The sequence below is a fragment of the Mesorhizobium sp. WSM4820 genome (genome assembly GCF_055811075.1).
Window position 1 is genome coordinate 192392 of record NZ_JBVVQN010000008.1, and the last position, 25997, is coordinate 218388.

The following is a 25997-nucleotide window of genomic DNA, read 5'->3' on the forward strand; positions in this document are numbered from 1 at the left end:
CTGCTATTTTCTGGAGCGCTTCAGCGCCTTCATTGCCGGCGCTGCTATTTCCGGGCGAACCCGCCGGCCGCACGTCACATCAGGCAGCGCGCGGCGAGGTGATCTTCTGCACCGGCTTCTTCTTCTTCGCTGTGTGGAGAAGGGCGGCGACGATCGCGGCCGGGCCGATCGCCCGGTATTGGCTGGCGAGCGCCGGTTGCTTGGCGCTGCTGGAGTCCTGCTTGGCTCGAGGCATTTTTCTCTTCCCTGGTAACGTCTTCGTGTCCGCGTTTGCTGGTCGAATCCGACCAAATCGTGACATCTGCTGATCTAGCCGGTGAATGTTTCATGACTGTGCCGAGATGTTTAATAAAATGTTTCACCGCGTCATTACCTGTGATCCAGCGGCTCTTTTGCCGAAAGTTGCGACTTGACGGCAACACTGGCTGAGGCGATAAAGCCGCTCATGAGAACGTCTTTCGCCATTTGTGGCATCTGCATTATTGGCTAGCTTCGCGCTGGTCCGGACGTTTTCGCCTATCTTCGTTCTAGAGTGGACAAACGCCCCGGCCAGCAGGCTGGTGGCTGATTTGCGTCTCGGCGCAAGTGGCCCCAACCAAAAAGTAACGCACCGGGAAGGCACGAATGTCTGACGCATCGAAGGGCCTGCGCCTCTACAACACGCTGACGCGGACCAAGGAGGATTTCTTCCCGATCGATCCGCGCAATGTGCGCATGTATGTCTGCGGCCCGACGGTCTACGACTTTGCCCATATCGGCAACGCGCGGCCGGTGATCGTCTTCGACGTGCTGTTTCGTCTGCTGCGCCATCTCTACGGGCAAGCGCACGTCACCTATGTGCGCAACATCACGGATGTCGACGACAAGATCAACGACCGCGCACTGCGCGATTTCGGCGCCGAGATTGCCTCGGGAAAGCTGTCGCTGAACGAGGCGATCCGGCGGGTCACCGAAAAGACCGCTGACCAGTTCCACAAGGATGTGGCGACGCTCGGCTGCCTGCAACCTACGGTCGAGCCGCGGGCCACTGAATTCGTCGAGCCGCGCGCAGATGGCAAAGTCGACATGATCTCCTTGATTCAACGCTTGATCGAACGCGGCCATGCCTATGTTGCGGCAGGCGAAGTTCTGTTCGACACAGCTTCGATGCCGGACTACGGCCAATTGTCGAAACGCAAACTCGACGAGCAGCAGGCCGGCGCTCGCGTTGCCGTCGATGCGCACAAGAAGAGCCCTGGCGATTTCGTGCTGTGGAAGCTGTCCTCGCCGGAAGAGCCGGGCTGGGACAGCCCGTGGGGCAGGGGCCGGCCGGGCTGGCACATCGAGTGCTCGGCGATGTCGGCCGCCTATCTCGGCGAGGTCTTCGACATTCATGGCGGCGGGCTCGACCTGATCTTCCCGCACCACGAGAATGAAATTGCACAGTCGCGCTGCGCCCACGGCACCGATGTGATGGCAAAAGTGTGGATGCACAACGGCTTCCTGCAGGTCGAGGGGCAGAAGATGTCCAAGAGCCTGGGCAACTTCTACTCGATCAACGAGTTGCTGGAGACGGAGACCTTTGGCGGCCGCAAGTGGCCGGGCGAGGTGCTCAGGCTGGCGATGCTGATGACGCATTATCGCGAGCCGATCGACTTTTCCGTGCGCAAGCTGGAAGAGGCGGAAAATACGCTGCGCAAATGGAAGCGGGCGGCGGACCTGGCACCGGCGGCGGCCAAGCAATTGCCGGTCGAAGTGGTGGAAGCCTTGTCGGACGATCTCGCAACCTATCCTGCGTTCCAGGTGCTGACGCAACTGGCCGGCGAGGCTGTGGATTCCATTGCTGCCTGTGGCGGCAACGCTGCCGCCGCGGGCAACGATGCTGCCGCTTCGCTGAAGGCGGCACTGTCGTTCCTCGGCTTCGACGTTGCGCCGGCCAAGGTTGATGAAGATGCCATCGCCAGGGCCATCGCCAGGCGCCTGGAACTGATCGCCGCCAAGAACTGGGCCCAGGCCGACCGCATTCGCGACGAGCTTCTGGCGCAAGGCGTGCAACTGAAGGACGGCAAGGATCCGGTCACCGGCGAGCGCGTGACGACGTGGGAGGTAAAGCGATGAGGGCGGCCGGCGAACCAGCAAGGGACGTAGTTCCATGATCGACCATCTTGGCATCACCGTTTCCGATTTCGACGTGTCGAAAGCTTTCTACGACAGGGCGATGGCGCCGCTCGGTGCCTCGCTGCTCTACATGGTGCCGCAGGAATACACCGGTGGCGCCAAGGTCGGCGGCTATGGCCGCGACCGGCCGGTCTTCTGGCTGCATCAAGGCAAGGACAAGCCGAAGGACCGCCAGCATGTCGCCTTCACCGCGCGCAGCCGCGCTGAAGTCGATGCCTTCCACGCCGCCGCCATCGCCGCCGGCGGCAAGGATAATGGTGGGCCGGGCCTTCGTCCGCACTATCACGCGAACTACTATGGCGCCTTTGTCTTCGACCCCGACGGCAACAATGTCGAAGCCGTCTGCCATGCCCCGGAGTGAAGTGATGAGCCTGGATAACAGACCGGTCTACACAGGCGGCTGCCAGTGCGGCGCCGTGCGTTTCCGTGTCGAAGGCGCGCTGGGCGACGCCTCCGTCTGTCATTGTCGCATGTGCCAGAAAGCAAGCGGCAATTTCTACCTGCCGCTGGTGTCGGTGCGTGGCGCAAAACTCGACTGGACGCGCGGCGTGCCCAAACGCTTTCGTTCCTCCAACGCCGCCTGGCGCGGTTTTTGCGCCGATTGCGGCACGCCGCTGACTTTCGAGGCGCCCGACGGCATCGCACTCGCCATCGCGGCCTTCGACCATGCGGAGGAGATCGCGCCGACCATCCAGTGGGGCACCGAAGCAAAACTCCCCTATGTCGATCACATCCACGAATTGCCTGGCGAGGAGACGATGGCCGATGTTTCGTCGTCCTCCTATCTCGCCGATCTCGTTTCTTACCAGCACCCCGACCACGACACCGAACAATGGCCGCCGGAGGAAAGATCATGACCGAAACCTTTCGAACCGGCGGCTGCCAGTGCGGCGCCGTGCGTTTCCGCATTCGTGGGGCGCTTGGACGCCCTTCCATCTGCCATTGCCGCATGTGCCAGAAACAGTTCGGTTCCTTCTTCGGCGCGCTGGTGACGGTGCCGAAGGACGGTGTCGAATGGGTGCGCGAGGAGCCGAGCTATTTCCAGTCGTCGGTCAACATCGATCGCGGCTTTTGCAGCCGCTGCGGCACGCCGTTGACCTACAGGCAGCCTGGCGGGCTCGAGATCGCCATCGGCGCATTTGACGATCGCTCCGACCTCTCACCGCAGATCCAGGTCAACTACGCCGCCCGGCTGCCTTGGGTGGAGAAGATCTTCGACGCGCCGGTCCATGACGATCCTGACTACTACACAAGGCAGGAATCGATCATCTCCTTCCAGCATCCGGATCACGAGACGGCCAATTGGCCGCAGCAGGGCCTGAAATTATGAGCAATGACCTGCGCAGCCTCTATCCGGAGATCGAGGCCTTCGACTCAGGCATGCTCGATGTCGGCGATGGCCATCAGGTCTATTGGGAGCGTTCCGGCACCAGGGGCGCCAAGCCGGCCGTGTTCCTGCATGGCGGACCGGGCGGCACCATTTCCCCAAAGCACCGACGGCTGTTCGATCCGAAGCTTTACGATGTCATCCTGTTTGACCAGCGCGGCTGCGGGAAGTCGACGCCCAACGCCTCGCTCGAGGCCAACACCACCTGGCATCTGGTCGCCGACATCGAGCGCCTGCGCGACATGTGCGGCTTCGACAAATGGCTGGTGTTCGGCGGCTCGTGGGGGTCGACGCTGGCGCTGGCCTATGCCGAGACGCATCCCGAGCGGGTCAGCGAACTGGTCGTGCGCGGCATCTACACGCTGACGCGCGCGGAGCTCGAATGGTATTACCAGTTCGGCGTCTCGGAAATGTTCCCCGACAAATGGGAGCGCTTCCTGGCGCCGATCCCCGAGGGCGAGCGCGGCGACATGATGGCCGCCTATCGCAAGCGGCTGGTCGGCAGCGACCGCAAGGCGCAGGTCGAGGCCGCCCGCGCCTGGAGCCTGTGGGAAGGCGAGACGATCACGCTGTTGCCCGATCCGGAAACCAGCAGCCGGTTTGGCGAAGACGATTACGCCGTGGCCTTCGCCCGCATCGAGAACCATTATTTCGTCCATGCTGGCTGGCTTGAGGAAGGGCAACTGCTGCGTGATGCCTTCAAGTTGAAGGACATCCCCGGCACCATCGTCCATGGCCGCTACGACATGCCGTGCCCGGCGCGCTACGCCTGGGCGCTGCACAAGGCGTGGCCGAAGGCGGACTTCCACTTGGTCGAGGGTGCCGGCCATGCCTATTCGGAGCCGGGCATCCTCGACCGGCTGATCCGGGCGACGGACAAGTTTGCGGGGAAATGATCATGGGCCGCGAGCGCCTCCATCTCTTCGACACCACACTGCGCGATGGCCAGCAGACGCCAGGCATCGACTTTTCGGTCGAGGACAAGATCGCCATTGCCGGGCTGCTTGACGCGTTCGGCGTCGACTATATCGAAGGCGGCTATCCCGGTGCCAACCCGACCGACACCGCCTTCTTTGCCAAGCACCGCACGGCAACCGCCAAATTCGTCGCCTTCGGCATGACCAAGCGGGCAGGGGTGTCGACCTCGAACGATCCAGGCCTTGCCGCACTGGTCCAGTCGAAGTCGGACGCCATCTGCTTTGTCGCCAAGAGCTGGGACTACCATGTCCGCGTCGCGCTGGGCTGCACCAACGAAGAAAACCTAGAGGCGATCAAGGCGTCGGTCGAGGCGGCGGTTGCTGCCGGGAAGGAAGCACTGGTCGACTGCGAGCATTTCTTCGACGGCTTCAAGGCCAATCCCGATTATGCGCTGGCTTGCGCCAGGACCGCTTACGACGCCGGCGCGCGCTGGGTGGTGCTGTGCGACACCAATGGCGGCACGCAGCCGTCGGAAGTGCGCGCCATCGTCGAGAAGATCATCGAGGCAGGCATACCGGGGGACCATCTCGGCATCCATGCCCATGACGACACCGGCCAGGCGGTGGCAAATTCGCTGGCCGCCGTTGAGGCCGGCGTGCGCCAGATCCAGGGCACGCTGAACGGCATCGGCGAGCGCTGCGGCAACGCCAATCTGATCTCGATCGTGCCGACGCTGGCGCTGAAGTCGGCCTTTTCCAACCGCTTCGAGACAGGCATCTCGGCCGAAGCATTGGCCGGCATATCGCGCCTGTCCCGCGCCTTCGACGAATTGCTGAACCGCGCGCCGGAAGCGCAGGCGCCCTATGTCGGCGCTTCCGCCTTCGCCACCAAGGCCGGCATCCATGCCTCGGCGCTGGCCAAGGAGCCGGCCACTTACGAGCATGTGCCGCCGGAAGCGGTCGGCAACCGCCGCCGGGTCATGGTCTCGGACCAAGGCGGCAAGGCCAATTTCCTCGCCGAGTTGAAACGGCGCGGCATCGAAATGCCGAAAGACGATCACCGGCTGGACGCGCTGATATCAGTGGTCAAGGAGCGCGAGGCCGAGGGCTATGCCTATGAAGGCGCCGATGCCAGCTTCGAGCTGCTGGCGCGCAAGATGCTGCACGGCCTGCCGGAATTCTTCAGCGTCACCTCGTTCCGCTGCATGGTCGAGCGCCGCTTCGACGCCAATGGCCAGCTGAAGACGGTCTCAGAGGCGATCGTCAAGGTGCTGGTCGATGGCGAGGAGAAGATGTCGGTGGCGGAAGGGCACGGTCCGGTCAACGCACTCGACATCGCGCTGCGCAAGGATCTTGGAAAATTCCAGAACGAGATCGCCGACCTCGAGCTTGCCGACTTCAAGGTGCGTATCCTCAATGGCGGCACCGAGGCGATCACGCGTGTGCTGATCGAATCGCACGATGCAACCGGCGCCCGCTGGTGGACGGTCGGCGTCTCAGAAAACATCATCGACGCTTCATTCCAGGCGCTGATGGATTCGATCGTCTACAAGCTGATGAAGAACCGCGAGATGGCCGGGCTGGTCGCGGCGGAGTAGGATTGAACCATCAGCGAAAGTCCATTGATCCATCAGAACTTTGCGATGGTCTTGGCCCGGCGGCTGGCGCATAGCGTCGGGCCATGGCCATGGATGCGATTCAGCTCGAAGCAGACTCAAGGGCCCGGCGTGGATTCCTGCTGGCGCTGGGCGCCTATCTCCTGTGGGGGTTGCTGCCCTTTTATATGAAGGCGGTCGCACATCTGCCGCTGGCCGAAGTCATCGCGCACCGCATCGTCTGGTCGGTGCCCATCGCGGCGGCCGTTTTGATCTGGGCCGGCCGCACGGCGGATTTCAAAGCGGCGTTGCGTTCGCCGCGCATCATTTCCATGGCGGCGCTGACGGCGGCGCTGATTTCGGTCAACTGGGGCATCTATGTCTGGGCCATCGCGGTCGACCGTACTATCGAGACCGCGCTTGGCTACTACATCAACCCGCTTGTCAGCGTCGTCGTCGGCGCGCTGCTGCTCAGCGAACGGCTCGACCGGCTGCAAATCACGGCGGTGGTGCTGGCGGCCATCGCGGTCGCGGTGCTGACGATCGACGCCGGCAAGCTGCCCTGGGTGTCGCTGGTGCTGGCGTTTTCCTTCGCCGCCTACGCCTTCTTCCGCAAGACGCTGCCGATCGGTCCCAGCCAGGGTTTCTTGCTTGAAGTGCTTTTGCTGTCGGTGCCGGCGCTCGGCTACATCATCTTCCTCATCGTCACCGGGCAGGACCATTTCGTCTCCAGTTCCCTAAACGATACCGCACTGCTGATCGGCTGCGGCCCGGTCACCGCCATACCGCTGCTGCTGTTTGGCTTCGGGGCCAAGCTGCTGCGTCTCTCCACCATCGGCATCATGCAGTATATCGCGCCGACCATTGTGTTCCTGATCGCCGTGCTGATTTTCGGCGAACCCTTCGGCAGCACCCAGGCCATCGCCTTCGGCCTGATCTGGGCGGCGCTGGCGGTCTATTCCTGGTCGATGTTCCGCGGCCGCGAGATCCGGCCGGCAATGCGTTAGAGCGAGGATTTTCGATGTACGTTCTGCACATAGCAAACAAGAACTATTCCTCGTGGTCGCTGCGGCCATGGGTGCTGATGCGGACATTGGACGTCGCCTTCGAGGAGCGGCTGACACCGTTTCCGACCGGATCGAGTTGGAGCCTCTACCGGCCGTTCTCGCCCAGTGGCCTCGTACCGTGCCTGATTGACGACGGCTGGGCAGTCTGGGATTCGCTCGCCATCACCGAATACCTGGCCGAGCGCCACGCTGGCGTCTGGCCTGCCGAGCCGAAGGCGCGAGCCTGGGCGCGGTCGGCAGCGGCCGAAATGCATTCGAGCTTCACCGCCTTGCGCGGCTCCTGTCCGATGAACTGCGGTGTCCGCGTCGCGCCGGTGCCGATGTCGGATGCGCTGAAGCACGACCTCTTTCGCCTCGGCGATCTCTGGGACGACGGGCTTCGCCACTTCGGCGGACCGTTCCTGGCTGGCGATCACTTCACTGCCGTTGACGCCTTCTTTGCCCCGGTGGCGTTTAGGGTTCCGTCCTACGGACTGTCCTTCGAGGGCGCAGCTGCCGCCTATCCGGCGCGATTGCTGGCTCTGCCGGCGATGCGCGAATGGTACACGGCAGCCCTTGCAGAGGAGTGGCGCGAGCCGAACCACGAAGCGGAGGCGCGCGCTGCCGGCACTGTCATCGAGGATTTTCGCGCGACCTTGTAACGGTTGCCGCTACATCCCGCGCCCCAGCCGCCTAACGAACAGATAGACGACCACCGCGACGGCGAGCGATATCGCCGACGCCACCCAAAAGCCCACCGGCGTATCGACCAGCGGCAGCCCGCCGACATTCATGCCGAACAGGCCTGAGATGATCGTCATTGGCAACAGCACCGCGGTCATCACCGACAGCATGTAAAGCAACTGGTTCGACTGCGTCGTCAGCTTGGCCATCAGCTCGTCCTGCAAGAGCCGGGCGCGGGCCTGCAATTGCTCGCCGTCATGATGCAACGTATGGGCGCGGTGCGAAAGCCGTGCCGCCATGTCGTTGATCGCGTCAGGCAGGTCATTGCGATGCGAATGGTCGAGATGGCGGAACAGGCTGGTCAGCGTCGCCATCTGCCGATGGATCACCACCAGTTGCCGGCGCGCATCGACCAGCGCCTGCCGCTCATTGTGCCATGCATCGCAGACGATGCGGTCCTCGATGCCATCGAGCGTGTCGCCAAGGCCAGCGAGTTCCGTCGTCATGCCGTCGAGCGACTGGCCCATGACAGCCTCGATCAGTTCGGCCGGAGAGCGGAACTTTCGCGATCCGTTGTCGATCGCCTTGCGGATCTTGTCGACCGATTGCAGCGGTTGCTTGCGGCCGCCGATCAGCATCGTGTCGTTGAAGGCGAAGCGGAAATGGCCAAGCCCGCGCGCCTCCGCCGAATAGTCGTGGCGCAGGTCCGGCAAATCGCCGTACAGCCAGTCGCCCTCGAGGTCGATATGGCAGCCATGGCCGGCCGACAGGAAGGCATCGCGCACCGGCGGCGGCAAAGCCGGCTCGGTGGCGATCTCGTGGCGGGCGCGCATGTCGGAAACCTGGTAGCTGCGCCATGTCCAGTGTGTGGTGGTCGCGTCTTTGGTTCTCGTGCCTTCGGCGGTGAAGTGATAGACGAAGAACAGCCCGTGCTCGTCCGGCAGGTAAGGCGACAGATCGCTGCCGTCTGGATTGAGAGGGATGTTCATGATCGCGTCGCCAGTCTCTCGAATACGCCGCGTGGTGGCGACCTAGACTGTGATTATTAGCACGGGCGAACCGTTTTCGTGTGACTGTTTTGACGGTCATCCGAGGCGGCGTACCAACGCCGTTGTTTGGAGCCAGTTTGGAATAATACGTCGTTGTCTCGCGTTTGCGTAAAGGGCACGACGCAATCCATGCGGAGGACGTCCGATGCATGCCGGCTTCCCACGAAGCCTACTCATAGCGGTATTGGGAGCCGTCATTGCGGGCTGCGCTGGCTTTTCGGCGCAGAAAACGGGGGCAATAACCGGCTATGGCCCCAACCCAACCTTACCGAAACCAAGACCGACGCTGATCCCGACCGTCAACATCGCCGAGGCGAAAGGCTGGCAGAAAGGTGATATGCCGACCCCGGCGAACGGGCTGACGGTGAACCCCTACGCCACCGGCCTCGACCATCCGCGCTGGCTGCACGTGCTTCCGAACGGGGACGTGCTGGTTGCCGAAACCAATGCCCCTGCCAAGCATGACGAAGGCTTCAGCCTTAGAAAGGTCTTTATGGACCTGGCTATGAAGCGCGCCGGGGCCGCGACCAAAAGCGCCAACCGCATCACGCTCCTGCGCGACACCAATGGCGACGGCATTGCGGATGTGCGCAGGACGTTCGCAGAAGGCCTCAATTCTCCCTTTGGTATGACGCTGTCCAAAGGCATTCTCTATGTAGCGAACACCGACGCGCTTGTCGCTTTCCCCTACTCCAATGGCCAGACCCGAGCCACAACGCCGCCGGAAAAGATCGTCGACTTACCGGCCGGAGATCTCAACCATCATTGGACCAAGGATGTGATCGCAAGTCCGGATGGACGCAAGCTCTATGTCACCGTCGGCTCCAACAGTAACGTTGGAGAAAACGGCATGGCCGCGGAGAAGAACCGCGCCGCCGTCCTTGAAGTGGACCGGTCGACCCGCCGTACCCGGGTCTTCGCGTCAGGGCTGCGCAACCCAAACGGGCTCTCCTGGAACCCTGAAACCGGCAAGCTTTGGGTCGCCGTGAACGAGCGTGACGAGATCGGCGACGATCTTGTGCCGGACTATATGACCTCGGTTCGTGACGGCGCTTTTTACGGCTGGCCCTACAGCTATTTCGGACAGAACGTCGACGAACGCGTCAAGCCGCAGCGCCCCGGTCTCGTGGCTAGGGCGGTCAAGCCCGACTACGCGCTGGGTTCCCATACCGCCTCGCTGGGACTGACCTTCTCCAAAGGGGCGTCGCTCGGCCCAGCCTACGGCAACGGCGCGTTCGTTGGTCAGCACGGCTCGTGGAACAGAAGTGTGCTCAGCGGTTACAAGGTGATCTTCGTGCCGTTCCGCGGTGGTAAACCGAGCGGTCCCCCGAAAGATGTGCTCGCTGGCTTCGTCGGGCGTGACGGCAGGGCGATGGGCCGTCCGGTCGGCGTTGCTATCGATCAGAGCGGCGCACTGCTCGTCGCCGACGATGTCGGCAATGTCATCTGGCGGGTCAGTAGGGCAGTAGGGCAGTAGGGCAGTAGGGCAGTAGGGCAGTAGGGCAGTAGGGCAGTAGGGCAGTAGGGCAGCGCCTCATGAGCGCGGCATGCACTACATACTCCCCTATACCCTAAAGCTTGTCGATCACCGACTGCACGCCTTCGGTTGGTGCGTCGACCGACGATCCCGCGACCATGATGGCAGCGACGATCGCTTCTGGATCGTCGACCACCAGCGGCCTGACTCGCTGCGCGGTGTGGATGAAGCCTTCGGCCATCATATGGTCGAGCAGCGCCAGCATCGGGTCCCAGAATCCTCCAACGTTGCCGAAGACGATCGGCTTGCGATGATGGCCGAGCTGGCCCCAGGTCATGATCTCGATGATTTCCTCGACAGTGCCGATGCCGCCCGGAAGCGCCACAAACGCGTCGGATTTCTCGAACATCGTATGTTTGCGCTCGTGCATGTTTTCGGTGATGACGAGCTCGTCAAGCCGGTCAAGCGCGGTTTCGGTGGCCTCCCTGTTGATCAGGAAGCGCGGAATGATCCCCGTCACCTTGCCGCCGGCGCGCATTGCGCCCTCGGCGACGGCTCCCATGATGCCCCTGGTGCCGCCGCCATAGATCAGACGCAGGCCGGACTTGGCGATCGAACGCCCAAGCAGGTGTCCGGCCTTGGCATAGGTTACATCGCGGCCCGGAGACGAGCCGCAATAGACGCAGATGGATCGAATCGTGTTCATGAGGTGATTGGTGATTGGGTCTTTATTCGCGGTCAAGCCCGGGCGGGTTTTTTCTTGTCGGCCCCGTTTATTCGTGTCGGCCCTTTTTCCTGTCGGTCTCCCTTGTTCTTGTCGCCTTGGGCAAAACAGGCTAGACCGCATTAGGTGGCTAAGGGCAGGGAAATATGGCAATTAATCCTTTGAAGGCGTTTTTGTTCGTCGTCGGCGGCTCCGTCGCCGCGGCGGGAACCGCCTATGTGTCGGGCGCGCTCGATCCGTATCTCACTCGCACGCCGCCGGCGGAAGTGGCATCGCTGACGCCGCCGGTGGAGACGCCGGCCGAACCAGTGACCGATGCACCGCCGCCGCCGGCGCCTGCCGCTGGTGCGATGGCACCGGCAGCGCCGGCCACGGCCGATGCGATTGCGCCGACTTTCGACATCGTTCGGGTCGAGATCAAGGGCTCTATTGTCGTCGCCGGCAAAGCCGCACCCAACGCCAAGGTCGAGATTCTCAACGGTTCGACGGTTCTCGGCTCGACGGTCGCCGGTGCCGATGGCGCTTTTGCCATCGTTCTCGACGATGCGCTGAAACCCGGCGATTACACGATCGCGCTGCGCTCGATGACCGGCAATGTCGTGACCCCCTCGGCGCAGACGGCTATCGTCTCGATTCCCAAGAGTCCTGCTGGCCAGGTGCTGGCGATGATCGAGGAGCCGGGCAAGGCCTCCGAATTGCTCACCGTTCCTACACCCGAGACAAAGCCGGAATCGCCGCCTGCCGGCGACAAGGCGGCCGCCCCGGCTTCCGAGGACTCCGCTGCCGAGGACCCCGCTGCCGCAGCACCAGCCCCAGCCGCACCGGCTGCCACGGCGCCGGCCACCGTCGAAGCCGTCCCCGCGCCCGCTCCGGGCGGGCCGGCCGCACCGGCGACACCAGCTGCAGGGCCAAAGGTCGTCGTCGAAGCGATCGAGATCGACGGCAACAAGATCTTCGTCGCCGGCCTCGCCGACCCCGGCCGCAAGGTGCGCGCCTATGCCAACGATATCTTGCTCGGCGACGCGAAGACTTCGCCCGACGGCCATTTCCTGGTCGAGGCGACGCGCAACATTCCGGTCGGCACCTACACGATCCACGTCGACGCGCTCGATTCCGACGGGGTCAAGGTGGTGGCCCGTGCCGCCGTGCCGTTCGAGCGCGAGCCGGGCGAGTCGATCGCCGCCGTGGCGCCTGCCGAGGCAAAGCCGGCCGCGCCGACAACCACGCCTGCGGCGCCCGCGGCCGAGGCGCCAGCCGATATGGCGGCTGCGACGCCCCCGACCGGAGTGCCCGAGACCGCGGCGCCGAAGCTCGAACACGCCGACAGCGCCGTTATCATCCGCCGGCGCGATACGCTGTGGCGGATTTCGCGGCGCGTCTACGGCCAAGGCGTTCGCTACTCGACCATCTACCTCGCCAATCAGGATCAGATCAGGAATCCCGACCGCATCTGGCCGGGGCAGGTGTTCAAGGTCCCCGGAAAATCGCAGGAAGGCGAAGCCGCCAACCTCAAGGCGATGGGCGACCAGATGACGACGGCGCCGACAAAGGCCAACTAGAAATCCTTTTCTTCTCTAGCGGGCTCTTGCGGAAAGTTCATTCATCGTCTATCGCCGATAGACGATGAACGCTCCCTTGACCGAGAAGACCTGCGGCTTCGCCGACAGCCAGATCGTCGCCGCGAAGCTCGCCGCGCTTTCGCATCCGACCCGGATCGAAATTCTCCGGCACCTTTCGGCCAGCCGCTCCTGCTGCTGCCGCGAGGTCGTCGACCATCTCGACCTGGCGCAGTCCACCGTTTCGCAGCACCTGAAGATACTGGTCGATGCCGGGCTCGTCCGCTACCAGCCGGATCGGCAACGCTCGCGCTATGAAGTCGACAGCGATGCGCTCGAAGATGTTTCTGCATCGCTGGCCGCGCTGGTCAATTCGTGCTGCTCCCGCCGCTAGGCCATCATCCCGAACGAAGGCCGCGTCAGCGAAAAGTGGAAGCCGGTTTTCGGTAAAGATCATGGTCAAGCAATAAGAAATACGAAAAGGCGATAAAATGGCCGAAAAAACCGTCTCCGCCGATTCTGGCTCGACCTTCAAGACATTGCGCAATCTTTGGCCCTATATGTGGCCGGCCGACCGTGCCGACCTGCGGGCGCGGGTGGCGTGGGCGACCGTGCTTCTGGTCGTCGCCAAGCTGACGCTGGTTGCGGGTCCCTACTTCTTCAAATGGGCGACCGATGCGCTGGCTGGTGACGCCAAGTCGGCGCCGCCGCTGCCGGCCTTCATGCTGGCGCCAGTCATGCTGGTCATCGCCTACAATGTCGTGCGGCTGGTGCAGCTCGGTTTCAACCAGCTGCGCGACGCGCTGTTTGCCCGCGTCGGCCAATATGCGGTGCGCCAGCTCGCCTTCCGCACGTTCGTCCACATGCATCAATTGTCGCTGCGCTTCCATCTCGAGCGCCGCACCGGCGGCCTGTCGCGCATCATCGAGCGCGGCACCAAGGGCATCGAGACGATCGTCCGCTTCACCGTGCTCAACACATTGCCGACCATCCTCGAATTCGCGCTGACAGCCGGCATATTCGCGGTCACCTATGGCTGGAAGTACGTGGCTGTGGTGGCGGTGACGGTCTGCCTCTATATCTGGTTCACCATCAGGGCGAGCGACTGGCGCATCGTCATTCGCCGCGACATGAACGACAGCGACACCGATGCCAGCACCAAGGCGATCGACTCGCTGCTCAATTTCGAAACGGTCAAGTATTTCAACAACGAGGGCATGGAAGCCGAGCGCTTCGACCGTTCGATGGCGCGCTACGAGACCGCCGCCACCCGGATATGGACCTCGCTCGGCTGGCTGAACTTCGGCCAGGGCGTCATCTTCGGTCTCGGCACGGTTATCGTCATGTGCCTTTCGGCGCTGGAGGTGCAGGCCGGCACGCAGACGGTTGGCGACTTCGTCTTCATCAACGCCATGCTGATCCAGCTTTCGGTGCCACTCAACTTCATCGGCTTCATCTATCGCGAAATCCGCCAGGGCCTGACCGACATCGAGCAGATGTTCGATCTGCTCGATGTGCCGCAGGAGATCGTCGACAAGCCGGGGGCCAAGCCGCTGGTCGTCGGCTCCGGCAAGGTCGAGTTCCGCGACGTGCAGTTTTCCTACGATCCCAACCGCAAGATCCTGAAAGGCGTCAGCTTCGAAGTGCCGGCCGGCAAGACGGTTGCCATTGTCGGGCCATCGGGCGCCGGCAAGTCGACCATTTCGCGGCTGCTGTTCCGTTTTTACGACATCCAGGGCGGCAAGATTCTGATCGACGGCCAGGACATTCGCGACGTGACTCAGGAGAGCTTGCGCGCGGCGATCGGCATGGTGCCGCAGGACACCGTGCTGTTCAACGACACCATCGCCTACAACATCCGCTACGGCCGCGTCGATGCCAGCGAGGAGGATGTGCGCAAGGCGGCAGAACTCGCCCAGATCGGGCCGTTCATCGAGCGGCTGCCCGACGGCTACCGTTCGATGGTCGGGGAGCGCGGACTGAAACTGTCCGGCGGTGAGAAGCAGCGCGTGGCAATCGCCCGCACCATTTTGAAGGCGCCGCCGATCCTGATGCTCGACGAGGCGACCTCGGCTCTCGACAGCCATACCGAACAGGAGATCCAGGCGGCACTCGACCTCGTCAGCAAGGGTCGCACCACCATCGTCATCGCCCACCGGCTGTCGACGGTGATTTCGGCCGACGAGATCATCGTGCTGCAGGACGGCCAGATTGCCGAGCGCGGCACGCATGCCGCCTTGATGCGCAAGGCCGGCCTGTACGCGTCGATGTGGGACCGCCAGCGTGAGGCAACCGAGGCCGAGGAGCGGTTGCGCATTGCTCGCGAGCGCGACGAGTTCGGCGTTGTCGTCCGCCGCCGCCCCTCCGAGGTGTCGTAGCCCTTACGGCCAGCCAGCGCCCGGCGCGGAAGCCTCGATGCTGAGCACCTGGCCTGTGCGCGCATCGCTGATCATGTGCTCGAAGCCGCGCCATTCGGCGGCGACGATGAACAGCGTCTTGCCGTCGGCGCCGCCGAGCATGCAGGCAAAGCAGCCGCGATCGGCATCGACGCTGTCGAGCATCGCCCCGCCCTCGCGCACCCGCACGCAGTGCCGGTTGGGGACGTCGGCATACCAGATGGCGCCTTCGGCATCGAGGCAGATGCCGTCGGGAAAGCCGTTGCCGAGGTCGGCCCATCGCCGCCGGTTGGCAAGGCCGCCATCGGCGGCGATGTCGAAGGCGGTCAGCCTGTTGGCGTGGGACTCGGCGACGATCAACGTCTTGTTGTCAGGCGACACCGCCATCCCATTGGCGAAGGCGATCTTGTCCGCCACCTGCCGCACGGACCCGTCCGGTGCAATCAGCACGATGGTGCCGGGGCCGAAATGCTTGCCGGGAACCGGCGCTGGCCCACCGCCATTGACGTAGATGTTGCCGCGCCCGTCGACGACGATCTCGTTCCAGGGGTTCCCTGAGAGGTGTCGCAGATCGGCGTGGGTGACCAGCGTCCCGTCTGCTTCCTGCCGCAGCACCAACCCCTCACGCCCGCAGACGACGACCAGGCGACCGTCCGGCAGCCAGTCGACCGAATAGGGCAGGGTGGCCGGCACGGTGAGCATGATCTCACTGTTGCCGTCGGCATCGACGGCGATGATCTGGCCGGTTCCCCAGTTGCAGAACCAAAGCCTGCCATCATGCCAGCGCGGCGATTCGCCGAACGCCAGACCGTTCATCACGACCCGCGCTTCCTTTGCTGCTGATTTCCGTGACAGCATTTTGTTGCCTCCAGCTTTCGTTCGGCGGGCGCTTTGACAAGGCCCGTATCTCCAAGGACGCGTGAGGCCGGTTCGCCCCGACACCAGTCATGCTTTTTTGGACAGGCGCATTGGAACCCTTCCACGCCCGCGATCGGCTAATGCGGACGAGAACGCTGGATCCGGCGTTCCCTCATTGTCGCGTTGCGGCCACAGGGTGTTTCCGCTATTGAGGCCGGACCTGAAACTAGGCTGTTTCCATTCCATGGACCTCGTCGACACGATCAAGAAAACGTTGGTTCCGATCCATCGCGAAGGCTATCCGTTTATCGCCGCCTTCGCAGCGGTGACGCTTTTCCTCGGCTATTTCTCTTCGATCCTGTTCTGGGTCTGCCTCATCGCGACGGCCTGGTGCGTCTATTTCTTCCGCGATCCCGAGCGCGTCACGCCGGTCGACGACCGGCTGGTGGTGAGCCCGGCCGACGGCATCATCACGGCGGTCGGTCCGGCAGTGCCACCGCGCGAACTTGGCCTCGGGGGCGGCGAGATGACCCGCATCTCGGTGTTCATGGACGTCTTCTCCTGCCACGTGAACCGGGCTCCGGTGCGCGGCCGCATCACAAGGATAGAGCATCGGCCCGGCCAGTTCCTCAACGCCGCACTTGACAAGGCGAGTGCCGACAACGAGCGCAATGGCCTGGTCATCGACAGCCCGAACGGCACGGTGGCCGCGGTGCAGATCGCCGGCCTGGTGGCGCGGCGCATCGTCTGCTGGGCCGAGACCGGCGGCACGATCGGCATCGGCGAGCGCTTCGGGCTGATCCGCTTCGGCTCGCGCGTCGATGTGTTCCTGCCGTCGACCGCAACGCCGCGTGTCGCCGTCGGCCAGACTGCGGTCGGCGGTGAAACCATACTGGCCGAATTCGGCGGCGTTGCCGCAACGCCGCTCGTGCGGGTGTCCTGAGCCGTGGGCGCGCCGTTCAAAAAATTCGAGGCGCATGGCAGCGGCGGCCCGCGCATCCGTGAAATTCCGATGCGCATGGTGCTGCCCAATCTTGTCACAGTGCTCGCCATCTGCGCCGGCCTCTCGGGCATCCGCTTCGGCTTCGAAGGCCGTTTCGAGCCGGCAGTGGTGATGGTGCTGCTGGCCGCCTTCCTCGACGGCATCGACGGCCGTCTGGCACGCATGCTGAAGGCGACGTCCAAATTCGGCGCGCAGATGGATTCGCTGGCCGACATCGTCAATTTCGGCGTAGCACCCGCGCTGGTGCTCTATGCCTTCCTGCTCGACCAGGCCGGCTCGCCGGGCTGGATTGCCGCGCTGCTGTTCACCATCGCCTGCGGGCTGAGACTCGCTCGCTACAACGTGCTCGACGAAGAAACTGATCGCCCGCAGTGGCAGACCGAGTATTTCGTCGGCGTGCCGGCGCCGGCGGGCGCCGTGCTGGTGATGCTGCCGCTTTACCTGTACTTCCTGCGGCTTGGTGTGGAGCCGTCCCGCCCAGCCGCATTCATCGCCGCCGGTTTCACCGTTCTGATAGCCTTCCTGCTGGTCAGCCGGCTGCCGGTCTATTCCGGAAAAAGCCTGAAAGTCCCGGGCGACAAGGTGCTGCCGATCATCCTCGGTGTCGTCCTCTACATCCTGCTGTTGATGACCTATCCCTGGTACACGCTGACGGCGTCGGTTGCCGGCTATCTGCTCTTCCTGCCGCTCAGCATCCGCGCCTATTCCAGGCGCGCCAAGCGCGAAGGCGAGAAGGTGCCGCCTTCGGACTTCGGCTGACAGATCTGTCGCCAATTCGCTGATAGTTCAATTAGTTTAGTTCAAGTCGGACGCATCCCGCTCTAGCGGGAACCTGCCGGCGTCTTGACCGTTCTGTCTCAGCGGGCGAGGCGAGCGACGTCGCGAACGCCTCGCTATCAGCCCTTGAAGCTGCTGTCCCAGGCGCAGGAGCTTAAAGAAGAGTGAGGAGAAATGGCTGTCGTCCTCATTGGCGCGTTGCTCATTGTCGCTGGCGTTGTGTATATGGCCGGCGCAGCCCTTTGGCGTGGGCGGCTCAGCGATCCGGCGCCTGCTCGCGCGGCGCCGGACCGCTCGACGCCAAATCTTGCAACGCCAGGCCCGACACTTGAGCCGCGGCGGCGCGGCCTCGGTTTCCTCGGCCTGTCGCAGAACTGGCCGGGCCTGCTGATGATGGCGGTCGGGTTCATCCTGCTGTTGTCGGTGGTGGTCCTCTAATGTAATGCATGTCGCCCAAAAGCATGCCCTCGGGCCTGACCCGAACCTGCGCAGCGATTTTGGGACAACGAGATGCATTCAAGCAAGAACTTAAAGCGCGTCGCATAAATCCCTCCAGACGCGACGCGCTTTAGGCGCTAGGCCGCCGCGCTGAGTCCCAGTCGGTCAATCGCCAGTTTGCGGGTCGAGACGTAGTCGGTCTTGCCAGAGCCCAGCACCGGGATTTCCTCGACCTTGATGATGTCGTTCGGCACCATCAGATCGGCGGCGCCGGCTTGTCTGCCGAATTTGCGCAATTCATCGGGGTCGGCGTCATCGGCGGTGGTGACCAGCACGATACGCTCGCCGCGGCGCTTGTCCGGCACCGCCACCACAGCGTGGTGCTCTTCCGGCCACAGCGACTGCACCAGCATCTCGACCGCGCCCAGCGACACCATCTCGCCGGCGATCTTGGCGAAGCGCTTGGCCCGACCGCGAATGGTAATGAAGCCCTCGCGGTCAACAGAAACGATGTCGCCGGTATCGTGCCAGCCGTCGAGCGGCTGCAATTCCCCGGGCCGATCTGAGGTCATGTAGCCCATCATCAAATTCGGCCCCTTGAGCAATAACCGTCCGGCGCCGCTGATGCCCTCGACCGGCTCGAGCTTCATGCGCATGGCCGGCAACAGTCGCCCGACCGTGCCGTCGCGGCCGTGGATGGCGGTGTTGACGGCAACGACGGGCGCTGCCTCGGTCAGCCCGAAACCTTCGATGATCTCGGCCTGGAAGCGCTCCCGGTAGACGCGGCGCGTCTCCGGTTTCACCGCTTCGGCGCCGGCGACGATGAAGCGCAGGCTGGAGAAATCGCCGTCCTTGGCGGTGCGCGCATAGTTGGCGAGGAACGTGTCGGTGCCGAACATGACCGTCGGCCTTGCCTTGCGTGCGACCTCGGGGATCAGCTTGTAGTGCAGCGGCGAGGGATAGAGGAACAGTTTCACGCCGGTGACCAGCGGCAGGATGGTGCCGCCGGTGAGCCCGAACGAGTGGAACACCGGCAGCACGTTGAGCAGGATGTCGGCCGGCGAGATGGTGATGCGGGCCTCAGCCTGCATGGCGTTGGCGAGAAGATTTCTGTGCGACAGGACCACCGCCTTCGGCGTGCCTTCCGAGCCTGAGGTGAACAGGATCACCGCTGGTTTGGCCGCATTCTGCGGCTGCAGCGGCCAGCGCCACAGCAAGGCGGCGGCGAGCTTGTCCAGCACGGTTACGCTGGCCCGCACATCCTCCAGCCACAACAGCCTGGCGCCGCCTTCTTCTACCGCCGCGACGATGTCAGCGAGGCTGGCCTTGTCGACAAAGGCGCGCGACGAGACCACGGTGCGGATCTCCGCCGTGCGCACGGCGGCGGTGACGCTGGCCGGGCCTGCGGTGTAGTTGATCATCGCCGCCACCCGGCTCGCTGACAACAGGCCAACGAGCGACAGCACGACACCGTTGGCGTTGGGCAGCAGCACTCCAACCGCTTCATTCGGCGCCGTCACCGCCTCGAAGCGGCGGCCCAGCACCCGCGCGCCGATGAACAGCTTTCTGTAATTCAGCGTGCCGCTGATCACGTCTTCGACGATAGGATGCGAGGCGCCGACTCGGTCGGCGGCGTCGCGTATGGCGAGGAACAGGCCGCGGTCAAGATCGCTGCCGAAAAGCCGGGCTTCGGCGAAACGGTCGAACAGCGCATTGGTGTTCGAGGATTGATCAGGGTTTCGCGCTACCAGCTCGGCGATGGTCATCGGCTCCAGCACGTTGATCGACAGGAGCGGAAACCAGCGCCGGGGCGCCTTGTCCGCCGCAGTCAGCGATACCGGCAGAGTGCGCGCGCCGGCGACGAAGATCGGCACGATGCGGGCGTCGGCCTGCATGGCGATGCGGGTGACGGCGCGAAACAGGCGAAATGTCTTGATGTCAGGCTCGACCGCATCCGGCAGATAGACGGCAAGGCGGCCCTTGCCCTTCAGCACCCGCACCAGCCGGCGGCTGACGAAGACATGCTCGGCGTTGAAAGCGATAGTGCGGCCAAGCTCGCGCCATGGTTCGAGCCAGGGCGATCGCGCCGAGACCTCGTCGAGGATGTGCAGCGTGTCTTCCGGCAGCAGTGACAGCATCAGCGCCGGTTCGAGGCGCGACTGGTGCGAAATGACGTAAATGACCGGGGCGGCTGTTCTGCGGGCGATCTTGATATGATCATCGGCAATCCGGTAGGCGAGCTTGAACGGCACATAGAGCAGCGCCTGCGTGAAGCGCAGGCCGAGGCGGAATTTTTCCACCACGCCGATCAGCAGCCAGGCCGCGACGAGACCCGCAAGCAGCGCCAGTGTCAGGATCATGCCGCGTCTCTCCCAACAGATTTTGACCTCGCGGCTCTTCGCGACCGCTTCGATGAGAACCTAGACGAAGTGGGCCCAACGTCAATGCGGAGGTGCGGTACCTTCGCATTACTGGCCTGGCCGGCCATGAAAAGTGCGTGTCTATGTTTCCTTGCGGCAGAGAAAGCGCCTGCGGCATGAGCCTGGATTGATGGGGGCGGCTCACGCCGCCTTCAGCCTCCCGCTGATGAAGCGGAATTCCTGTGTCTTGCCACCATAGCCATAGGCGGCGGCCGGGACTTCATGCACGAAGGCATAGCTCTCCTCATGCAGCTTGCCCAGCAGGCTGCCAAAGCCAAGGAAGAGCGCCTTGAGATAGGCCTCCAGCTCGAGCTTGGTGTTGGTGCCGTCGACCACCTTGATGTCGAGCCAGAAACTGTTGGCGTCATGCTCGGCCAACGACTTGCCGCCGGCGAACCAGTGCTCGGGGTCATGGTAGGAAATGGCCACCGCTGTGATCGTCGCATCCTTGCGCAAATGCGTGGCGGTCAGTTCGGTCACCTGCCTGGCGATAGCGGCGGACAAAGCGGCATCGGGCTTGCCTGTGACGCTGACATTGATGATCGGCATAATTTCTCTCCTTGGGTTACGCGGCGTCTCTTCGCCGTCAGAAATCTTTGCCATCGCTCTTGCGTTATGAAAATCGAATTGTTTTCAGGAAAAACTTTGATATTATCGAATTATGCTCGATCCCGACCTCCTCAAAACCTTTCTCGCCTTCGTCGACCGCGGCTCGCTGGCGCAGGCGGCGTCATTTGTCGGGCGCTCGGCGTCGGCGGTGACCACGCAGATGCAGCGGCTTGAGGATATTGTCGGCGAACCACTTCTGCTGCCACAGGGAAGAGGGCGCGTCCTGACGCCGGCGGGCGAAGATCTGGCCGGTCATGCGCGGCGCATCCTTGCTGTGCATCGCGAAGCGTGGCTGGCCCTCAAGGGCGTGCGAGCCGATGGGCGCGTGGCCATCGGCACGACACAAGATTTCGCCGACAGCGGCCTCCCGGATTTGCTCAGGGCCTTTGCCGCGAGCTATCCGCGCGTCAGGATCGAACTTCGCGTCGGCCGCTCCGCCGAATTGGCCGAGGCGCTGCAAACCGGCATCCTCGATCTGATGATCGCCATGCGACAGGCTCCGGCGCCGGACGAGATCGGCGTGCTCCGCGAGCCGATGATGTGGCTCTGTTCGCAAAGAGGCTTGGCCACACACCAGGACGAACTGCCGCTGGCGCTGCTCGATCCGCATTGCGGCTTTCGCGAAGCGGCGATCGCGGCACTCGACAGGGAAGGCCGTCGCTACCGCATCGCCGCCGGCAGTGCCAGCCTGGCCGGGCTGCGCACGGCGGTGCATGCCGGCATTGCTCTGACGCTGCGGACGGCGCGGTTTGCCCATTCCGGCATCGTCGAGGCACCGCGCGAGTTTGGCCTGCCGCAGGTTCCCATCGCCGAGTTCGCCATCCGGCTGCGCCAGGATGCCGAGCCCCCGGCCCAGGATCTGGCTGCGCTGTTCAGCGGCAACCTTGCCTTGCCAGGCGCACCGAGCTGATTTCGCAAAAGAAAAAGCCGACCTTGCGATCGGCTATAGTTTAGACGGGCCGAGGGGTTTGGGGGGACTTGGATGACCCGTCAAAGCCAACAATGCCTGAACCTGTTGATGGTTCCATGACCTTGCTAATTTATTTGCACCCGCAATTTTATTTTCGGGGGCAGATTTTTTCTCAGGCAGAGCGCTGCCTGGCCGCTTGCCAGTCGCGCCCGCCATGGGCGAACACCGCGCAGAGCACGATGGCGCCGCCGATCATGCTGGCGGCTGGCGGGACCTCGGCCAGGAACAGGAAGGCGAACAGGATCGCGAACGGTACTTCAGCCGAGCCCAGCAGGCCGGATTCGGCAGCCGGAATGAGCCGCACGCCCTCCGTCCACAGAATAGAGGCCAGCGCGAACGACGTGCCGAAGGCGACGAGCAACACTGCGTCCCTGGCCGAGACGGCCAATGGATCGGTGACGAACCAACCGAGCACGAACAAAAGGAATGCCGACACCGCCCCGGCCCACACTACCGGCGTGTCGCGGAAAGCGCGCACCATGATCATGTAGAGCGCGCTGCCGATTGTCATAAGCAGCGCCAGCCCGTCGCCGAACAGATGGCCGGTGCCGAAGCCGGACCAGACCATGATCGCCACGCCGCTGAGCGACACGGCGGCGGCGGCAAGCGTCTGCAGCCGAAAGCGCTCACGAACCAGAATGAAGGCAAGCAGCGCGGTGACGAAGGGCGCAGTGGCGTAGATGATCGCAACATTGGCGACGAAGGTGAACTTGAACGCCGAGATGAAGGCGATGCTGGCTAGCGCGCCCTCGCTCGCCAACAGCCAGCCGCGCCAGCCGAGGCGCAGGCTTTCACGCCCACCGGATTGACGGCGCCGCCAAAGCACATAGAGGGTGATCAGGATCGACCCAACGAAGCCCCGCCAGCAGGTGATGGTCAGCGAATCGGCATGGATCGACTTGGTTAGCACGCCGGTGAGGCCGAAGACGGCTGCCGACGCCGAAACCAGGATGATGCCAAGGGTGCGCTCGGCGGCGGTGTCAGGCATGGTTGGGAATCCGGTCATGTCACCAGACTATGCTGCCCTGTCCTGACATCGTACTGTCAGCAGGGGTTGCCGTATCCTGCAGCCGCTGCGGAAATGCCCTTTTGCAAGTCGATTCATCTCATCAAAGCCGATGTGTCAGTTCGACACGAAGTGATCTTGTCTCTCCCACGGCTCCTGCGGACCGCGAACATCCCTGTTGACTCGGCCCCAGGGTCAGCCCCGATAGAAAGGCGGTCAACAGCAACAAGGTGATTCATGAACTCTTCCGCCCAGTTCCTGAACGCTTCCGAAGCCGCCGGCCGGCTCGGGGTGTCGGCCAAGGCCCTGCGGCTTTATGAGCAGCGCGGCCTGATCGCTCCGATCCGCACTGCGGCCGGATGGCGCGCCTACGGTCCTGTCGAAATGAGCCGCGCCGCCGAGATCGCGGCCCTGCGCGCGCTTGGCTTCAGCCTAGCCCAGGTGGCGCGGGTGATGGAGCGTGACTCCCGGGGCATGGAGCCGGCCTTGGCCGCACACCAGGCAGTACTCGAGAGCCGGCTGCGCCAGCTTGTCGGCGTAATAGAGAAGATCGGTAGCCTGCGGGACGACCTCGCTCGAGGCGAAGCGCCAAGCGCCGGGGAACTGGCGCGCCTGCTGGCGCCAGAGGCTACGCTCAGCGTCGCTTTCGACCTTCCCTGGCCTTGGGGAGGCGAGCGGTTCGAACTGGGACAGATCCGACCGCTGAACTACATCATCGGCCCGCTGGGCAGTGGCAAGACCCGGCTGGCTCAGCGCCTGGCCGAGACATTGCCTGACGCCGCCTTCCTTGGCCTGGATCGACTGGCGAATGGCTGTGCGGCGGCTCTGGCTCGTGTGGACGCCGACCCAGCTCTCAGGTCGCGGGTCGATCAGACGCTGGCCTGGCTCGTCGAGGACGGTGCCGCGCTGTCCGACGCAATGATCGCTCTACTCGTCGGATTGGAAGCCGAAGGTCCGGCCATCCTGGTCGTCGACATGATCGAACAGGGGCTGGATCAAGCCTCGCAAGAAGCTCTGATTGCCCATTTGCGTCGCCGCGGCCCCGGCGGTCGACCGCTTTTTCTGCTCACGCGCTCCTGCGCGATACTCGACCTGGCGGCTGTCGGCACCGACGAAGCGATCATCCTCTGCCCCGCCAATCACAGCCCGCCAACGTACGTCGCCCGGTACCCCGGCACTCCCGGCTACGAGGCCGTCGCCACCTGCCTGGCCTCACCCGAGGTGCGGGCGCGGACGGACGGCGTCATCGCGTGGCGGCCCCAGGCCGCATGAAAGGCATCAAGTCTAACGACGCAGCAATGTCTGGACAGCTTGTCACTCCGATCCAAATGTCGTGAAATCAAGGTTTAGGCCGTACCGGTTCTATTCGAGTATCGTGACGAGCGATGAAAATGACTGCCGAAAAGGGTTGGACATGGACACCACCGGACTGAAGGCCATGCAGGCGCCGCTCAAGGAGGCGTATCGCGACGACGCATCGCGCGCGCTGATCACGCTTCGGGCCAAGGGCTCGGTCGACGACCAGTCGATCGCCTGCAAGGTCGAGACCGGCAGGGCGCTCGCCGTTGCCGGTCTGCATCCGGCTACCGGCGGTTCCGGGCTCGAACTGTGCTCGGGCGACATGCTGCTGGAGGCGCTGGTCGCTTGCGCTGGCGTAACGCTGAAGGCAGTGGCGACGGCGCTGGAGTTCAAACTCGGCGCCGCCACCGTGGAGGCCGAAGGCGATCTCGATTTTCGCGGCACCTTAGGCGTGGCAAAAGATGCGCCGGTCGGCTTCCGCGCCATCCGGCTGAATTTCAACCTCGACAGCGAAGAGCCACAAGAGCGCGTCGACACACTGCTCAAGCTGACCGAACGCTATTGCGTGGTGTTTCAAACCATCAATACGAGGCCGGAACTGACGGTCAGCGCTCAGCGCTGAACGCGCGCCGCCGGCTACTCGCTTTCGCCCTCGTCGGCGAACGGCGAGGCGCTCGGCACGCACTGCACCGACCAGCCGGCCGGCGTTGGCTGCTTCTGATATTCGGTGACGGCGAAGGCGCACTGTTCGCGAGTGTCGAACGTGCTGGGCAGCACCACCATGCCGCCTTGCGGGCCGGCAATCACCAGATACCAGACCAGCGCTACGCTCGAAGCCATGGAAATTTCCTCGCTTGTTGTGGGAGTCGGGCGATCCTATCAACTCCGGGCAACCGACGAAAGCTCGGCCGGGCGCGGTGGGTCGCCACAGCCGCGTGATGTCCTGCATTTGTTGGGCCGGCTCAGTTTGCGGCAAAGCAGTAGAACAGGCCGTCGCCGCCGGTGCTCCTCAGTGCCTCCTGACTGCAGCCGCCGCGTGAAGCGTGCGAGGAATTCCACGATTTGGCGGCGGCCGAATCGTCGAGACCGGTGCGGTCGTGATGGCCCGTCATTGCCGCGCCTTCCGCTCCGCTGAGCGTCCAGTCGCCGCAGGTCTGGTCGGCAATTTTCGTGCCGTCGGGCTTGGAGCCGGTCAGCACGTCGTGGCGGTTGGGCTTGTCGCCGCGGCCGTTGACCACTTCGCCCTTTTCGTCGAGCGCCGTCTGCTTGGTGATGGCGTTGGCATCGCTATGCAGCGAAGCGACATCGTCGGCGATCTTGACGCCCTTGGCGTTGAACCACGGTCCCGTGCCAATGCGATCGCGCGCATCGGTGTCGCTGGTCGAGAGATAGGCGCGCCATGTCTTGCCCGCAACTCCCGCGGCTTCAGCCAGCGAGGCGCAATGCGCATCGGCGCCCGCGAGGCCGCCGAGATCGGCGCCCTTGCCCGAGCCGACGCTGGTGACGAAGAAGCTCATCGTCGCATCCTGCGAGGATGCGACGCCGATGGCTGCCAGCGATGCAGCGGCGGTGACGAGAAGCAGTTTGCGCATAGTGGTCCTCCGTTTCGGAAAATCTGGCATTCCAATA

General features: G+C 63.8%; 27 protein-coding genes. 18 read left to right on the top strand and 9 right to left on the bottom strand.

All coding sequences use genetic code 11. The annotated features are described in order from the left end of the window. Window positions 1-79: 79 nt before the first annotated feature. On the bottom strand, window positions 80-235 hold the full coding sequence (locus AC0L2R_RS15370) for a hypothetical protein (RefSeq protein WP_023800743.1): 156 nt from the start codon (window positions 233-235) through the stop codon (window positions 80-82). A 389-nt stretch (window positions 236-624) separates the two neighbouring features. Between AC0L2R_RS15370 and cysS the strand changes: the two genes are divergently transcribed. The 8 genes from cysS to AC0L2R_RS15410 all read left to right on the top strand — a co-directional run bounded on the left by cysS (window position 625) and on the right by AC0L2R_RS15410 (window position 7764). Further along, window positions 625-2097, top strand: coding sequence for a cysteine--tRNA ligase (cysS, locus tag AC0L2R_RS15375; protein ID WP_473509975.1), 1473 nt, complete (start codon window positions 625-627; stop codon window positions 2095-2097). A gap of 34 nt (window positions 2098-2131) precedes the next feature. Then, complete coding sequence (locus AC0L2R_RS15380; protein WP_236386570.1) at window positions 2132-2518, top strand: VOC family protein; 387 nt, start codon at window positions 2132-2134, stop codon at window positions 2516-2518. 4 nt (window positions 2519-2522) lie between these two features. Further along, window positions 2523-3014: a GFA family protein gene (locus AC0L2R_RS15385; protein WP_023800739.1), complete on the top strand. Its 492-nt coding sequence runs from the start codon at window positions 2523-2525 to the stop codon at window positions 3012-3014. After that, the gene (locus AC0L2R_RS15390) at window positions 3011-3487 is read left to right on the top strand and encodes a GFA family protein (protein ID WP_473509977.1); all 477 of its coding nucleotides are present in this window, start codon (window positions 3011-3013) and stop codon (window positions 3485-3487) included. The genes AC0L2R_RS15385 and AC0L2R_RS15390 overlap by 4 nt, the downstream gene beginning before the upstream one ends. Continuing rightward, window positions 3484-4440 carry a prolyl aminopeptidase gene (gene pip, locus AC0L2R_RS15395; protein ID WP_091590505.1) on the top strand — a complete coding sequence of 319 codons (957 nt, stop codon included), beginning with the start codon at window positions 3484-3486 and terminating at the stop codon, window positions 4438-4440. Before AC0L2R_RS15390 ends, pip begins: the two co-directional genes overlap by 4 nt. Next, a complete protein-coding gene (gene cimA, locus AC0L2R_RS15400; RefSeq protein ID WP_473509979.1) occupies window positions 4437-6059 on the top strand; it encodes a citramalate synthase in 1623 nt (540 codons plus the stop codon). Before pip ends, cimA begins: the two co-directional genes overlap by 4 nt. Window positions 6060-6142: 83 nt before the next feature. Beyond that, entirely contained in the window at window positions 6143-7063 is a 921-nt protein-coding gene (rarD, locus tag AC0L2R_RS15405; protein ID WP_473509980.1) for an EamA family transporter RarD, read from the top strand. A gap of 14 nt (window positions 7064-7077) precedes the next feature. Beyond that, window positions 7078-7764, top strand: a complete 687-nt coding sequence (locus AC0L2R_RS15410) for a glutathione S-transferase family protein (protein ID WP_473509981.1) — start codon at window positions 7078-7080, stop codon at window positions 7762-7764. Window positions 7765-7773: 9 nt separating this feature from the next. Here the strand turns inward: AC0L2R_RS15410 and AC0L2R_RS15415 are convergent, their stop codons facing one another. After that, the gene (locus tag AC0L2R_RS15415) at window positions 7774-8775 is read right to left on the bottom strand and encodes a transporter (RefSeq protein WP_473509983.1); all 1002 of its coding nucleotides are present in this window, start codon (window positions 8773-8775) and stop codon (window positions 7774-7776) included. 205 nt (window positions 8776-8980) lie between these two features. Between AC0L2R_RS15415 and AC0L2R_RS15420 the strand changes: the two genes are divergently transcribed. After that, window positions 8981-10312: a PQQ-dependent sugar dehydrogenase gene (locus AC0L2R_RS15420; protein WP_287316982.1), complete on the top strand. Its 1332-nt coding sequence runs from the start codon at window positions 8981-8983 to the stop codon at window positions 10310-10312. Window positions 10313-10406: 94 nt separating this feature from the next. Here AC0L2R_RS15420 and AC0L2R_RS15425 read toward each other — a convergent pair whose 3' ends face one another. Beyond that, complete coding sequence (locus AC0L2R_RS15425; RefSeq protein ID WP_027152697.1) at window positions 10407-11018, bottom strand: LOG family protein; 612 nt, start codon at window positions 11016-11018, stop codon at window positions 10407-10409. A gap of 164 nt (window positions 11019-11182) precedes the next feature. Between AC0L2R_RS15425 and AC0L2R_RS15430 the strand changes: the two genes are divergently transcribed. The 3 genes from AC0L2R_RS15430 (at window position 11183) to AC0L2R_RS15440 (ending at window position 14970) form a co-directional block, all read left to right on the top strand. Beyond that, a complete protein-coding gene (locus AC0L2R_RS15430; protein ID WP_473509984.1) occupies window positions 11183-12595 on the top strand; it encodes an Ig-like domain-containing protein in 1413 nt (470 codons plus the stop codon). A gap of 64 nt (window positions 12596-12659) precedes the next feature. Beyond that, window positions 12660-12986 (top strand): ArsR/SmtB family transcription factor, encoded by a 327-nt coding sequence (locus AC0L2R_RS15435; RefSeq protein ID WP_473509986.1) that lies wholly within the window; start codon window positions 12660-12662, stop codon window positions 12984-12986. Between the two features lie 97 nt (window positions 12987-13083). After that, a complete protein-coding gene (locus AC0L2R_RS15440) occupies window positions 13084-14970 on the top strand; it encodes an ABCB family ABC transporter ATP-binding protein/permease (RefSeq protein WP_473509988.1) in 1887 nt (628 codons plus the stop codon). Window positions 14971-14973: 3 nt separating this feature from the next. Here AC0L2R_RS15440 and AC0L2R_RS15445 read toward each other — a convergent pair whose 3' ends face one another. After that, window positions 14974-15846 (bottom strand): SMP-30/gluconolactonase/LRE family protein, encoded by an 873-nt coding sequence (locus AC0L2R_RS15445; protein ID WP_473509990.1) that lies wholly within the window; start codon window positions 15844-15846, stop codon window positions 14974-14976. A gap of 244 nt (window positions 15847-16090) precedes the next feature. On the opposite strand from AC0L2R_RS15445, the gene AC0L2R_RS15450 reads away from it, so the two are divergent. The 3 genes from AC0L2R_RS15450 to AC0L2R_RS15460 all read left to right on the top strand — a co-directional run bounded on the left by AC0L2R_RS15450 (window position 16091) and on the right by AC0L2R_RS15460 (window position 18064). Then, a complete protein-coding gene (locus AC0L2R_RS15450; RefSeq protein ID WP_236371635.1) occupies window positions 16091-16789 on the top strand; it encodes a phosphatidylserine decarboxylase in 699 nt (232 codons plus the stop codon). Between the two features lie 3 nt (window positions 16790-16792). Then, window positions 16793-17608, top strand: a complete 816-nt coding sequence (locus AC0L2R_RS15455) for a CDP-alcohol phosphatidyltransferase family protein (RefSeq protein ID WP_023800727.1) — start codon at window positions 16793-16795, stop codon at window positions 17606-17608. 192 nt (window positions 17609-17800) lie between these two features. Further along, window positions 17801-18064, top strand: coding sequence for a hypothetical protein (locus AC0L2R_RS15460; protein WP_023800726.1), 264 nt, complete (start codon window positions 17801-17803; stop codon window positions 18062-18064). Window positions 18065-18201: 137 nt separating this feature from the next. Here the strand turns inward: AC0L2R_RS15460 and AC0L2R_RS15465 are convergent, their stop codons facing one another. Next, the gene (locus AC0L2R_RS15465; RefSeq protein ID WP_473509992.1) at window positions 18202-20424 is read right to left on the bottom strand and encodes an AMP-binding protein; all 2223 of its coding nucleotides are present in this window, start codon (window positions 20422-20424) and stop codon (window positions 18202-18204) included. Between the two features lie 201 nt (window positions 20425-20625). Beyond that, window positions 20626-21033, bottom strand: a complete 408-nt coding sequence (locus tag AC0L2R_RS15470) for a tautomerase family protein (RefSeq protein WP_473509994.1) — start codon at window positions 21031-21033, stop codon at window positions 20626-20628. 112 nt (window positions 21034-21145) lie between these two features. Here AC0L2R_RS15470 and AC0L2R_RS15475 point away from each other — a divergent pair, with 112 nt between their 5' ends. Beyond that, window positions 21146-22003, top strand: coding sequence for a LysR substrate-binding domain-containing protein (locus tag AC0L2R_RS15475; protein WP_473509996.1), 858 nt, complete (start codon window positions 21146-21148; stop codon window positions 22001-22003). A gap of 172 nt (window positions 22004-22175) precedes the next feature. On the opposite strand, the gene AC0L2R_RS15480 is transcribed toward AC0L2R_RS15475, so the two are convergent. Further along, window positions 22176-23051, bottom strand: a complete 876-nt coding sequence (locus tag AC0L2R_RS15480) for a DMT family transporter (RefSeq protein ID WP_473509998.1) — start codon at window positions 23049-23051, stop codon at window positions 22176-22178. Window positions 23052-23306: 255 nt separating this feature from the next. Between AC0L2R_RS15480 and AC0L2R_RS15485 the strand changes: the two genes are divergently transcribed. Beyond that, window positions 23307-24341, top strand: coding sequence for a MerR family transcriptional regulator (locus tag AC0L2R_RS15485; RefSeq protein ID WP_473509999.1), 1035 nt, complete (start codon window positions 23307-23309; stop codon window positions 24339-24341). 142 nt (window positions 24342-24483) lie between these two features. Next, entirely contained in the window at window positions 24484-24990 is a 507-nt protein-coding gene (locus tag AC0L2R_RS15490) for an OsmC family protein (protein ID WP_473492311.1), read from the top strand. A gap of 14 nt (window positions 24991-25004) precedes the next feature. Here the strand turns inward: AC0L2R_RS15490 and AC0L2R_RS15495 are convergent, their stop codons facing one another. Both AC0L2R_RS15495 and AC0L2R_RS15500 read right to left on the bottom strand, forming a co-directional pair. Next, window positions 25005-25208 (bottom strand): hypothetical protein, encoded by a 204-nt coding sequence (locus AC0L2R_RS15495; protein ID WP_027152685.1) that lies wholly within the window; start codon window positions 25206-25208, stop codon window positions 25005-25007. 122 nt (window positions 25209-25330) lie between these two features. Further along, window positions 25331-25960 (bottom strand): hypothetical protein, encoded by a 630-nt coding sequence (locus AC0L2R_RS15500; protein WP_473492313.1) that lies wholly within the window; start codon window positions 25958-25960, stop codon window positions 25331-25333. Between the last annotated feature and the right edge of the window lie 37 nt (window positions 25961-25997).

Coding starts and splice junctions, on each gene's coding strand:
- pip (WP_091590505.1), top strand. CDS start 3,484: ATGAGCAATGACCTGCGCAGCCTCTATCCGGAGATCGAGGCCTTCGAC.
- AC0L2R_RS15460 (WP_023800726.1), top strand. CDS start 17,801: ATGGCTGTCGTCCTCATTGGCGCGTTGCTCATTGTCGCTGGCGTTGTG.
- cysS (WP_473509975.1), top strand. CDS start 625: ATGTCTGACGCATCGAAGGGCCTGCGCCTCTACAACACGCTGACGCGG.
- AC0L2R_RS15410 (WP_473509981.1), top strand. CDS start 7,078: ATGTACGTTCTGCACATAGCAAACAAGAACTATTCCTCGTGGTCGCTG.
- AC0L2R_RS15480 (WP_473509998.1), bottom strand. CDS start 23,051: ATGCCTGACACCGCCGCCGAGCGCACCCTTGGCATCATCCTGGTTTCG.
- AC0L2R_RS15500 (WP_473492313.1), bottom strand. CDS start 25,960: ATGCGCAAACTGCTTCTCGTCACCGCCGCTGCATCGCTGGCAGCCATC.
- AC0L2R_RS15485 (WP_473509999.1), top strand. CDS start 23,307: ATGAACTCTTCCGCCCAGTTCCTGAACGCTTCCGAAGCCGCCGGCCGG.
- cimA (WP_473509979.1), top strand. CDS start 4,437: ATGATCATGGGCCGCGAGCGCCTCCATCTCTTCGACACCACACTGCGC.
- AC0L2R_RS15440 (WP_473509988.1), top strand. CDS start 13,084: ATGGCCGAAAAAACCGTCTCCGCCGATTCTGGCTCGACCTTCAAGACA.
- AC0L2R_RS15380 (WP_236386570.1), top strand. CDS start 2,132: ATGATCGACCATCTTGGCATCACCGTTTCCGATTTCGACGTGTCGAAA.
- AC0L2R_RS15445 (WP_473509990.1), bottom strand. CDS start 15,846: ATGCTGTCACGGAAATCAGCAGCAAAGGAAGCGCGGGTCGTGATGAAC.
- AC0L2R_RS15390 (WP_473509977.1), top strand. CDS start 3,011: ATGACCGAAACCTTTCGAACCGGCGGCTGCCAGTGCGGCGCCGTGCGT.
- AC0L2R_RS15465 (WP_473509992.1), bottom strand. CDS start 20,424: ATGATCCTGACACTGGCGCTGCTTGCGGGTCTCGTCGCGGCCTGGCTG.
- AC0L2R_RS15430 (WP_473509984.1), top strand. CDS start 11,183: ATGGCAATTAATCCTTTGAAGGCGTTTTTGTTCGTCGTCGGCGGCTCC.
- rarD (WP_473509980.1), top strand. CDS start 6,143: ATGGCCATGGATGCGATTCAGCTCGAAGCAGACTCAAGGGCCCGGCGT.
- AC0L2R_RS15415 (WP_473509983.1), bottom strand. CDS start 8,775: ATGAACATCCCTCTCAATCCAGACGGCAGCGATCTGTCGCCTTACCTG.
- AC0L2R_RS15470 (WP_473509994.1), bottom strand. CDS start 21,033: ATGCCGATCATCAATGTCAGCGTCACAGGCAAGCCCGATGCCGCTTTG.
- AC0L2R_RS15425 (WP_027152697.1), bottom strand. CDS start 11,018: ATGAACACGATTCGATCCATCTGCGTCTATTGCGGCTCGTCTCCGGGC.
- AC0L2R_RS15385 (WP_023800739.1), top strand. CDS start 2,523: ATGAGCCTGGATAACAGACCGGTCTACACAGGCGGCTGCCAGTGCGGC.
- AC0L2R_RS15475 (WP_473509996.1), top strand. CDS start 21,146: ATGCTCGATCCCGACCTCCTCAAAACCTTTCTCGCCTTCGTCGACCGC.
- AC0L2R_RS15495 (WP_027152685.1), bottom strand. CDS start 25,208: ATGGCTTCGAGCGTAGCGCTGGTCTGGTATCTGGTGATTGCCGGCCCG.
- AC0L2R_RS15450 (WP_236371635.1), top strand. CDS start 16,091: ATGGACCTCGTCGACACGATCAAGAAAACGTTGGTTCCGATCCATCGC.
- AC0L2R_RS15420 (WP_287316982.1), top strand. CDS start 8,981: ATGCATGCCGGCTTCCCACGAAGCCTACTCATAGCGGTATTGGGAGCC.
- AC0L2R_RS15435 (WP_473509986.1), top strand. CDS start 12,660: ATGAACGCTCCCTTGACCGAGAAGACCTGCGGCTTCGCCGACAGCCAG.
- AC0L2R_RS15490 (WP_473492311.1), top strand. CDS start 24,484: ATGGACACCACCGGACTGAAGGCCATGCAGGCGCCGCTCAAGGAGGCG.
- AC0L2R_RS15370 (WP_023800743.1), bottom strand. CDS start 235: ATGCCTCGAGCCAAGCAGGACTCCAGCAGCGCCAAGCAACCGGCGCTC.